We start from the raw sequence: 9,314 nt of genomic DNA, 5'->3' as shown, positions 1-9,314 counted from the left end.
CGCAGCAAGCTCCAGTGTGGGAGCTGTCGAGCTTCAGCGAGGCTGCGATGGCGTCAGCACAGCCAACATCAATGTTGCCTGACCCACCGCTATCGCAGCCTCGCCGGGGCTCGACAGCTCCCACATTTGATCTTCATGCACACCTTGATCCGCATGCGCCAGGTGCTGGCATGAGCCCGAAAACGCAGCAAGCTCCAGTGTGGGAGCTGTCGAGCTTCAGCGAGGCTGCGATGGCGTCAGCACAGCCAACATCAATGTTGCCTGACCCACCGCTATCGCAGCCTCGCCGGGGCTCGACAGCTCCCACATTTGATCTTCATGCACACCTTGATCCGCATGCGCCAGGTGCTGGCATGAGCCCGAAAACGCAGCAAGCTCCAGTGTGGGAGCTGTCGAGCTTCAGCGAGGCTGCGATGGCGTCAGCACAGCCGACATTGATGTTGCCTGACCCACCGCTATCGCAGCCTCGCCGGGGCTCGACAGCTCCCACATTCGATCTTCATGCACTCAGTGAGTGCGCTGTTGGTATGACGATGGAGAAAAGAACCGATGAAGACTGAACAACTGCGCACCCTGCAAACCCTGCGGGTGCTGCGCGAACAGCGGGCGGCGAGCCAGTTGGCGGCGCAACAGCAACGCTGCGCGCAAACCCGCGGCGCCTTGACCGACGCCAAGGAACAACTGCGCCTGCACCGTGAGGCCGTTGCCCATGAAGCCGGCGAGATTTACGCCTCCCTCACCGAAGGCCTGTCGGTGGCCAGTTGGCAGGCCGCCCAGGATCGCCTGCGGGGCTTGGCCGACGATGAGCAGGTGCTTGAAGGCGACGTCAGCCACGTGTCCAGTACCCTGCAAACCCAGGAGCGTGAGCGTGAGCTGTTTCGCCAGGAGCGCCTGAGCCGCCAGCGCCAGTCCGATGCCTGGCAAAGCCTGCTGGACGGGCGTGAAAGCAGCGAACGGGTGGCCGGCGAGCTGCGTGAAGAACAAGGACTCGGCACATGATCGTGGCCCTTGCCGACCCGTTGGCGCCCTGGCTTGAGCACTACGACCCGGCGCTGCTCACGCTGCATAACCAATTGCACCGCCGGCGGCATGCGTGGCAGGGCCGCTGCGCCGGGCAGGATCTGAGCGTCGCCTGGGCCGCCGATCCCCAGCCGCTGAAAACACCCCGGGATGTGTTGCTGTTGCTCGGCCAGTCACCGGTGCGCTTGCGACTCTCGGCTGCCGCCCTGGAACAAGTACTGGTGCCGCTGGCGTTGCAGTTCGACGCGCAAGTGCTGCCGGCATTACCGCGTTCGCTGCTGCTGGAACTGGCCGTGCTGGACCTGATCGAGCGCCTCGAACCGTTGCTCGGCCACCCCGTGCAACTGCTCGAAACCAGTGACGACCTGCGGCCTTATGCAGTGCATCTGGCGCTGACATTGACCTTCGGCAACAACCCGCCAATGGCCGCCCAACTGGACTTGAGTGAAAGCGCTGCAGTGCTGGTGGGCCAGTTGCTGGACCAGCACGGCCAGATCGACGCCGACCCGTTGCCGGCGTTGCGCCACACGCTGTCAGTAGTGGCCGGGCGGCAATGGTTGAGCCTCGGCGAGCTGCGCAGCCTGCAGCCCGGCGATGTGCTGATGCTCGAACCCGGCAGCGGCTGGCTGCTGGACCTTGAGGGCCGCCTGCAAGCCCGCTGCCAGCGCGACGGCTCGTCGCTGCAGGTGCAGGAACCTCTGAACACGCCCCTTTTGGACATGGAGAACACAATGACTGACGTCGATGCCGCCGCGGCCCTGGACGATTTGCCCCTCAAGCTGGTGTGCCAGGTCGGCAGCCTGGAACTGACCCTGGCGCAACTGCGGGAACTGGGGGCGGGCAGCCTGCTGCAACTGAATACGCCGACCGTGGATGGCGTCGACCTGATGGTCAACGGCCGCCGCGTCGGCCAGGGCCAGCTGGTGAAAATCGGTGACGGCCTGGGCGTGCGCCTGCTGAGTTTCGCCACCCCATGACCGGTTATCAGCCGAACCTGATCGAGATCATCCTGGTGGTTGCCACCATCGGGTTGATCCCGTTGGCGGTGGTGACCCTCACCGGCTTCATGAAAATCTCGGTGGTGCTGTTCCTGATCCGCAACGCCCTGGGCGTGCAGCAGACGCCGCCGAACCTGGTGCTGTACGGCATCGCGCTGATTCTCTCGGTGTACGTCACCACGCCGTTGATTGGCGACATGTACCGCCAGGTAGAGGGCCGCGACCTGAATATCGAGCACGTCGAGCAACTCAAGGACCTCGGCGACGCCTTGCGCCCGCCGCTACAGGCGCACCTGGCACGGTTTGCCAACGAGTCCGAGCGCGGCTTTTTTGTGCAGGCCACCGAGACCATCTGGTCGCCGGAAGCCCGTGCCGACCTGCGGGATGACGACCTGGTGGTGCTGATCCCGGCGTTTGTCAGTTCGGAGCTGACCCGGGCCTTCGAGATCGGGTTCCTGCTGTACATCCCGTTCCTGGTGGTGGACTTGCTGGTGTCCAACGTGTTGATGGCGATGGGCATGTCGATGGTCTCGCCGAACCTGATTTCGATCCCGCTGAAAATCTTCCTGTTCGTGTCATTGAGCGGCTGGTCGCGCCTGATGCACGGTTTGATTCTGAGTTACGGCTGAGGCACGACCCATGGGCCAGGACGTTTTCCTGTCATTGATGAAACAGGCACTGATGACCGTGCTGATGCTCTCCGCGCCTGCGCTGGGGGTGGCGATCATCGTGGGTTTGAGCGTGGGCCTGTTCCAGGCGCTGACCCAGATCCAGGACCAGACCCTGCCCCAGGTGGTGAAGCTGGTGGCGGTGTTGTTGACTATCGTGTTCCTCGGCCCGGTGCTCGCCGGGCAAGTGGCGGAACTCGGCAGCCAGGTGCTGGACAATTTCCCCTTGTGGACGCGCTGACCGCCCATGGATGCCAGCCTTACCGCACAGTTTCTCGAAGTCGCCTACCCGGTGATCAGCTCGGCCTCGCTGGCGGCCTGCCGGGCCATGGGCGTGGTGGTGATCACCCCGGCGTTCAACCGCCTCGGGCTCACCGGAATGATTCGCGGCTGCGTGGCCGTGGCGATTTCGATCCCGATGTTCATGCCGGTGTTCGACGCCATGACCTCGATGCCCAACCACGGCAGCCTGTTTATCGCCGGGTTGCTGATCAAGGAATTCCTGATCGGTATCCTGATCGGCCTGTTGTTCGGCATTCCGTTCTGGGCGGCGGAAGTGGCGGGGGAGTTGATCGACCTGCAGCGCGGTTCGACCATGGCGCAACTGGTGGACCCGTTGTCCACCGGGGAGTCGAGTGTGATGTCCACCTTGCTGACGGTGATGTTGATCACGCTGTTCTTCATGTCCGGCGGTTTTATCCTGATGGTCGACGGTTATTACCACAGCTACCAGCTGTGGCCGGTGACCGCGTTTACCCCGGTGTTTGCCAGCTCGGCGTTGCTGGCGGTGTTGTCGATTCTCGACCAGATCATGCGCGTCGGAGTGCTGATGGTGTCGCCGCTGATCATCTCGCTGCTGGTCACTGATTTGATGCTGGCGTACCTGTCGCGGATGGCGCCGAACCTGCATATTTTCGACCTGTCGTTACCGGTGAAAAACCTGTTTTTCTCGATCCTGATGGTGATCTATATCGGCTTCCTGATTCCGTTGATGCTGGACCAGTTGGCGGAATTTCGCGGCACGGTGGAGCTGCTGAAAACCCTCGCGGGCATGGAGTAGCGCATGGGCGATACCAGCGAAGAGAAGTCCCAGCCGGCCACGGATAAAAAACTCAAGGACGCGCGAAAGAAAGGCCAGGTCGCCAAGAGCCAGGACTTGGTCTCGGGCATGGTCATCCTGTTCTGCACCCTGTGCATTTCCATCCTCGCGCCCCGGGCCCAGGCCCAGGTCACGGCGCTGATCGACCTGACTGCGCAGATCTACATCGAACCCTTCGCCACGGTTTGGCCACGGGTGCTGGACCATGCCGAGCAACTGGTGATCGGCATTACCCTGCCGGTGATGGCGGTGACCACCGGGGTGGTGATCCTGACCAATATCATCACCATGCGTGGCTTTGTGTTTTCCGTGGAGCCGATCAAGCCGGAGTTCAAGCGTATCAACCCGGCGGAAGGCTTCAAGAAGCTGTTTGCCCTGCGCAACTTTGTGGAGTTCATCAAGGGCCTGATCAAGGTGCATGTGCTGGCTGTGGCGTTCTACGTGGTGGGGCGGCATGCGTTGCAGGCGTTGATGGAGTCGTCGCGGTGTGGCGCGGGGTGTATCGAGTCGACGTTTTTCCTGGTGCTCAAGCCGCTGGTGTTTACCGTACTCGCGGCCTTCATCCTGGTGGGGGGGGTGGATGTGTTGATGCAACGCTGGCTGTTCGGCCGCGACATGAAAATGACCCGCAGCGAGACCAAGCGCGAGCGCAAGGACATTGACGGCGACCCGTTGATCAAGAGCGAACGGCGACGCCAGCGCCAGGAGATGCAGGCGCTGGCCACCAAGCTGGGGTTGGGCCGGGCGTCGATGATGATCGGCACCACCGATGGCTGGGTGATAGGCGTGCGTTATGTGCGTGGTGAAACGCCGGTGCCGGTGGTGGTGTGCCGCGCTTCGCCGGAGGAAGCGTTGGGGATGTTGCAGGAGGCGTTTGACTTAGGGATACCGCAAGCGCCGGACAAGGGCTTGGCGGAAGCGATTGCGCGCAAGACGGTGCCGGGGGATCCGGTGCCGGATGCTTCGTTCCAGGCGGTGGCGGACTGGTTGGTGGCGGCGCGGTTGATCTGACGATCTTGAGCCGAACACCGATCAAAATGTGGGAGCGGGCTTGCTCGCGAAGGCGGTGTGTCAGTCACTGAAAATGTTGACTGACCCACCGCCTTCGCGAGCAAGCCCGCTCCCACATGGGTTCTGCCGGGTGTCAGGGAGTTCAGTTATGGCTTGTCCACATCATGGTACTCACCCCCATACCCATCCCCCACCCGCCAGATAATGTCGTGGTTCTCATTGGTCCATTCCGACGGTTTCAGCGAGTACTTGTAGTCCTCTGAGTTACGGTTATTCCCGTCCCCGATAAAGTCCGGGTGGTCCCGCCGATGGTCGCCCCCGCGGATACTCGACCGCGCATCCCACTCTTCCTTGCGGAAATCAAAAATGCTCTGGTCCTGCGGCGCATCCCGCTGGCCCCAGTCGGAGAGGTAGGTCTGCAACCACACGTATGCTTCATCCCCGTTGGGCTTGAGCAGCCCGTCCTGCTTGAAGTCCTGGATCTGGTCCCAGTTCTGCATCGAGATCTTGTGCAGCTTGTGGGACTGCACCGTGCTCAAGATCGCCCCGACAAACGACAACGCGCCGGAGATCAAGAAACCCACCGGTCCCAGGAACGGAATGATCCGCCCGGTCACCCCCAGCGTGCCCAGCACGCCGCCGGCCGCGCCCACCAGGCTGCTGACACCACCGGCCATCGACAGTGAGCCCGAGGCGATTTTCACCGGGTCTTTCTCGCGCACACCATCACGCAAGGTAAACGCCGCCTGCACCACACTGATCACGCCGCCTGCCACGTCGGTGGCCATGCCGATCACCTTGATCGCGCTGCTGGCGAACTTCGCGCCAAAACCGGCCCCGGCCACGCCGCCGCGGCTGGCAATGCCTTTTTCAATGCCTTCCTGGATCTTCGCCGCACCTTCGTCGCTCCAGCCGCCGCTGTTGAGGGCCTTGCCCACGTCCTTGCCGTCGTCCATGGCCTGGTCGACGATCTCGAAGTACTTTTTCTGCACCGCCTCGGCGTCCTTGGGCAGCACGTGGTACCCCTCGCCAGGCTTGGCCCACAGGTCGGGCAGGGAACGGTCGAAGCCCATCAGCTTGTAGGCGTTGGTGCCGCGCAACTTGTCGTAGACCTTCAAGCCCAGCGTGGCGAAGTGCGAGCCGGTGCCAAGGAAGCCAAGGAAGTCGTTGGCGATGCCCAGGCGTTTCATCGGCGTATCCGCCAGCTTGCCGCCTTGTCCGGCGAGTTGGTAGACGATACGGCCCATGCCGATCGCGCCGCCCACTGAGCCGAGTACGCCGTTGTCCTTGAGGAAGTTGAGGTTCTTCACGAACGAACTGCGGTTCTCTTCGCTGAGGCCCGGCATGATCTCCTTGCTCACGGCCTTGTCGATGTCGCTGAAGCTGATCACGCCGTTTTTCTGCCAGGTGTCGCCGAGGGAAATCATCGCCTTGCCGAAATCGGCGGCGGCGTTTTTGTCCTTGAGCAGTTGGTCGACGAACTTCGAATACACACCCAGCGCCTGGCGCGGCAGGCCGTCGGCACTGCCCTTGAGCATCGACAGGATTGCCATGGTGTTGTCGGTGGTGGCCAGGGCGGTGTTGTCGTCGGAGATCTTGGTGGGATCGTCCATCAGCTTTTCAACGGCATCGGTGTAGCCGTCGATCTGCAGGTTTTGCAGGAAGTTGTCGGCCTTGGCCGGGTCGATATCGGCCAGGGCGGTGTAGGCGGTCTGGATTTCCTGGGTGGCCAGTTCGGTCTTGCCGCTGTCCTGCAGGGACTTGATGTACTGGGTGAAGTTCTCCGAGGAGGTGCTGTCGATCAGGCGCTGCCTGGTCTCATCGACCTTCGCCTGGCCGCCGTCGACCTTGCCCAGGGCTGCGTCGTGGTTGGCCTTGATGTCGTGCTGGATGGTCGAGTCGCCGAGCAGGTCGTTGATGGTCTGGTCGATGGCCTTGGTGTCGAAGATGTTGTCGCGTACGTCCCGCGAGGTCACGTCGATGGGCGTGGTGGCGATGCCCTGGTTGCCGAAGCCGTGCTCGGGAATGATCGACATGCCGTTGTCGGCCATGCTCCTGGCTTCCACCGCCCGCAGGAACTTGGCGCGCGGGTCGTCCTTGCCGATGCTGCCGTCCTTGACCCCGGCGCGGTAGCTGTCCACCAGGGTCTTCATCGACAGGTCCTGCACCGACAGCGGGTTGCCGCTGTCATCTTTCTCGGTGGTGGTGAGGCTGTCGACGGACACGTCCTTGAGGGGCGGCAGGCCGTTATCGGTGCGCAGCTTGTCGACGTCGGTGGTCTGCGCGGCGATGTCGCTGCGGTAGCTGGAAATTTGCTCGAACATCTGCGGGTTGCTGTCTTCCGACACCACGATTTTCTCTTCGCTGCCCCCCGGCTTGTGCTGGGTGAAGGCGATCAGGCCCGGGCCATAATCACCGGCGCCGCCGACGCTCATGATGTCTTCGGTGGAGGCCAGGTAAGCGTCCGGGGCGGCGAGGGTGTAGCCGTCGCCCTTGGCCTTTTCGATGCCGGCCAGGGTTTGGCCCTTGCTGGTGTAGGCGGCGAAGGCTTCGGGGGTGATGTCCTTGGACACCACCAGCAGTTTACCGTCGGCCTGGTTGACCACCAGGATGCCGTCCATGGGCGCGTCGACCTTGCTGATGTCGCCCAGCTTCAGGCTGGCCTCGTCCTTGCGCAGCAGTTCCTGGCCGGGCAGGGACTGGGCGTTCTTGATGTAGTCGAAGGCCTGCGAGCCTTCGCTGGCGTGCACGGCGTGGAGGAAGTTGTAGAAGGTGCCGCCCGCGTTGGGGTTGGGGTTGCTGAGGTCGGCGCCGGGCTGCGGCAGGTCGGCTTCGGACTTGCTGATCGCGTACTTGTGGCCCTGGTGTTCGAACAGGATCACTCCGGCGCTGCTGTCTTCGGACACCACTTTCAACTGGCTGAAATCGAGGTCGCCCGGCAGGCTGGTGACTTCTTCATAACCTTTGGATTTGCCGTCATTGAGGGCTTCCTTGGTCACCCCGGCCTGGGTGTAGGTGCTGAACGCCTGGGGCGTGAGCAATTCGGAAATGACCAGAGTCTTGCCGTTTTCAAGGCTGACCTTGAGGATGCCGTCTTCAGCCTTGCCCACGGATTTGATGTTGGCCAGGCGCACGCCGTCGCCGTCTTCGCGCAGCAGTTGCTGGTCGGGGTTCTTCAGGCTTTCGACGATGGCCTTGCCGGCCGGGGTGCCCTGGGTTTCGGCCAGGGTCTGGAGGAAGGTGTACAGCGGGGTACCTTCGTCGGGCCCGCCCTGGTTGACCGGGGCTACGGCATGGCCGAAGCGCAGGTTCTTCAATACGTCGAAGCCGTCCTGGGCGTTGGCCGCACCCTCGGCGCTGATCTTGTATTTGGCGCCGTCCTGTTCGAAGTAGATCACCCCGGCGTCCTTGTCTTCGGAAATGACCTTGAGCTTGTCGATGTCGAGTTTGGCCGGGAGGGCGGTGACTTCCTTGTAGTCCTCGGGCTTGACGGTTTTGTCGCCCGGCCCGGTGCTGGCAATGATTTTGGCTTTGTTCAGGACGGCGTCGAAAACCCGCTCGGGAGCGTTGGGTTGATCGACGCGGGGCGACGCGGATTTTTCGGGGCGGGTGATCATCGGTTCAGTCCATGTGAGGGGCGCACGAGGACTCGATAGTAGGGGCTGCAAGCGAGTGAAAACGGGTTCGTTGGCAACAAGTCACAAGCTTTCACGGGTGTGAAATTCACGTCCCGGGGTAGCGCGTCTCCATCACGACGGACAATGCATCCGGACGCCAGAATTCCTGGTCGAACTCCACCGGCTGGTCATCCTCGCCGAAGTTCAAGCGTTCCAGATACACGCTGGTGGAACCGGTGGACAATTGCAGCAACTCCGCCTGCTCTTCATTCACCGTGCCAATGTGCATCTCCAGCTCACACCGCGACAGCACCCGGGAAAACCGCTCCCGCAGCAGTTGGGTCAGCGAGGTATTCAGGTCAGCCTCCAGCAGCCCCGGGCACCAGCTGGCCAGCAGTGCATTGAACTCCAGCAACACCGGCCGCCGGTCGATCCAGCGCCGCCGTTGCAGGAAAAACACCGGCTCATCCGCCGACGCGAGGCCCATCCGCCTGGCCAGCCAATCGCCTGCCGGGCGCAACTGCGCGTGCAGGCATTCGGTGCGCGGCGTACGGCCTTGGGCACTTACGTAATCCATGAAGCCGCTGATGCGCGTCGGGTCATAGCGGATGCGCCGGGGGCTGACAAACCAGCCGCGACGGTTTTCCCGGTACACCAGGCCCTCGGCTTCCAGTTGCTGCAAGGCCTGGCGCAAGGTGACCCGGGTGCAGCCGAAGCGCTCGATCATCTCCCGTTCGGACGGGAATTTCTCATCCGCCTGCGGCACACCCGCCGCGATATCGTGGGCGATCTGTTCGCGAATGCGCTGGTAGTGCGGTGAAATCGGGTCGAAAGGCATCCTGGGTTCCGTGTGCAGGCCGGGCGTGGGCGTGACTCTACCGTTCCTGTTGGCGCAGGTCAC

General features: G+C 62.7%; 8 protein-coding genes. 6 read left to right on the top strand and 2 right to left on the bottom strand.

Annotated elements, in window-relative coordinates; genetic code table 11:
- Positions 1-549 precede the first annotated feature (549 nt).
- Genes JV201_RS18715 through JV201_RS18690 form a run of 6 tightly spaced genes read left to right on the top strand, consistent with a single transcriptional unit; the run spans position 550 to position 4,796 of the window.
- Positions 550-999 carry a hypothetical protein gene (locus JV201_RS18715; protein ID WP_102606212.1) on the top strand — a complete coding sequence of 150 codons (450 nt, stop codon included), beginning with the start codon at positions 550-552 and terminating at the stop codon, positions 997-999.
- Complete coding sequence (gene sctQ, locus JV201_RS18710; RefSeq protein WP_008433160.1) at positions 996-1,997, top strand: type III secretion system cytoplasmic ring protein SctQ; 1,002 nt, start codon at positions 996-998, stop codon at positions 1,995-1,997. Before JV201_RS18715 ends, sctQ begins: the two co-directional genes overlap by 4 nt.
- Complete coding sequence (gene sctR / locus JV201_RS18705; RefSeq protein ID WP_003208316.1) at positions 1,994-2,647, top strand: type III secretion system export apparatus subunit SctR; 654 nt, start codon at positions 1,994-1,996, stop codon at positions 2,645-2,647. Before sctQ ends, sctR begins: the two co-directional genes overlap by 4 nt.
- Positions 2,648-2,657: 10 nt before the next feature.
- Positions 2,658-2,927, top strand: coding sequence for a type III secretion system export apparatus subunit SctS (gene sctS, locus JV201_RS18700; protein ID WP_003208314.1), 270 nt, complete (start codon positions 2,658-2,660; stop codon positions 2,925-2,927).
- Positions 2,928-2,933: 6 nt separating this feature from the next.
- Complete coding sequence (gene sctT, locus JV201_RS18695; RefSeq protein ID WP_003208312.1) at positions 2,934-3,746, top strand: type III secretion system export apparatus subunit SctT; 813 nt, start codon at positions 2,934-2,936, stop codon at positions 3,744-3,746.
- A gap of 3 nt (positions 3,747-3,749) precedes the next feature.
- Positions 3,750-4,796, top strand: coding sequence for an EscU/YscU/HrcU family type III secretion system export apparatus switch protein (locus JV201_RS18690; RefSeq protein ID WP_003208311.1), 1,047 nt, complete (start codon positions 3,750-3,752; stop codon positions 4,794-4,796).
- 146 nt (positions 4,797-4,942) lie between these two features.
- Here JV201_RS18690 and JV201_RS18685 read toward each other — a convergent pair whose 3' ends face one another.
- Both JV201_RS18685 and JV201_RS18680 read right to left on the bottom strand, forming a co-directional pair.
- Positions 4,943-8,413, bottom strand: a complete 3,471-nt coding sequence (locus tag JV201_RS18685; protein ID WP_219405897.1) for a hypothetical protein — start codon at positions 8,411-8,413, stop codon at positions 4,943-4,945.
- Between the two features lie 106 nt (positions 8,414-8,519).
- A complete protein-coding gene (locus JV201_RS18680) occupies positions 8,520-9,251 on the bottom strand; it encodes a UTRA domain-containing protein (protein WP_219407203.1) in 732 nt (243 codons plus the stop codon).
- Positions 9,252-9,314 lie beyond the last annotated feature (63 nt).

The organism is Pseudomonas sp. Colony2 (assembly GCF_019382755.1).
Taxonomy (GTDB): domain Bacteria; phylum Pseudomonadota; class Gammaproteobacteria; order Pseudomonadales; family Pseudomonadaceae; genus Aquipseudomonas.
The sequence above is the reverse complement of the archived record's forward strand: the minus strand, read 5'-3'. Positions and strand labels throughout refer to the sequence as shown.

Coding starts and splice junctions, on each gene's coding strand:
- JV201_RS18685 (WP_219405897.1), bottom strand. CDS start 8,413: ATGATCACCCGCCCCGAAAAATCCGCGTCGCCCCGCGTCGATCAACCC.
- sctQ (WP_008433160.1), top strand. CDS start 996: ATGATCGTGGCCCTTGCCGACCCGTTGGCGCCCTGGCTTGAGCACTAC.
- JV201_RS18680 (WP_219407203.1), bottom strand. CDS start 9,251: ATGCCTTTCGACCCGATTTCACCGCACTACCAGCGCATTCGCGAACAG.
- sctS (WP_003208314.1), top strand. CDS start 2,658: ATGGGCCAGGACGTTTTCCTGTCATTGATGAAACAGGCACTGATGACC.
- sctT (WP_003208312.1), top strand. CDS start 2,934: ATGGATGCCAGCCTTACCGCACAGTTTCTCGAAGTCGCCTACCCGGTG.
- JV201_RS18690 (WP_003208311.1), top strand. CDS start 3,750: ATGGGCGATACCAGCGAAGAGAAGTCCCAGCCGGCCACGGATAAAAAA.
- JV201_RS18715 (WP_102606212.1), top strand. CDS start 550: ATGAAGACTGAACAACTGCGCACCCTGCAAACCCTGCGGGTGCTGCGC.
- sctR (WP_003208316.1), top strand. CDS start 1,994: ATGACCGGTTATCAGCCGAACCTGATCGAGATCATCCTGGTGGTTGCC.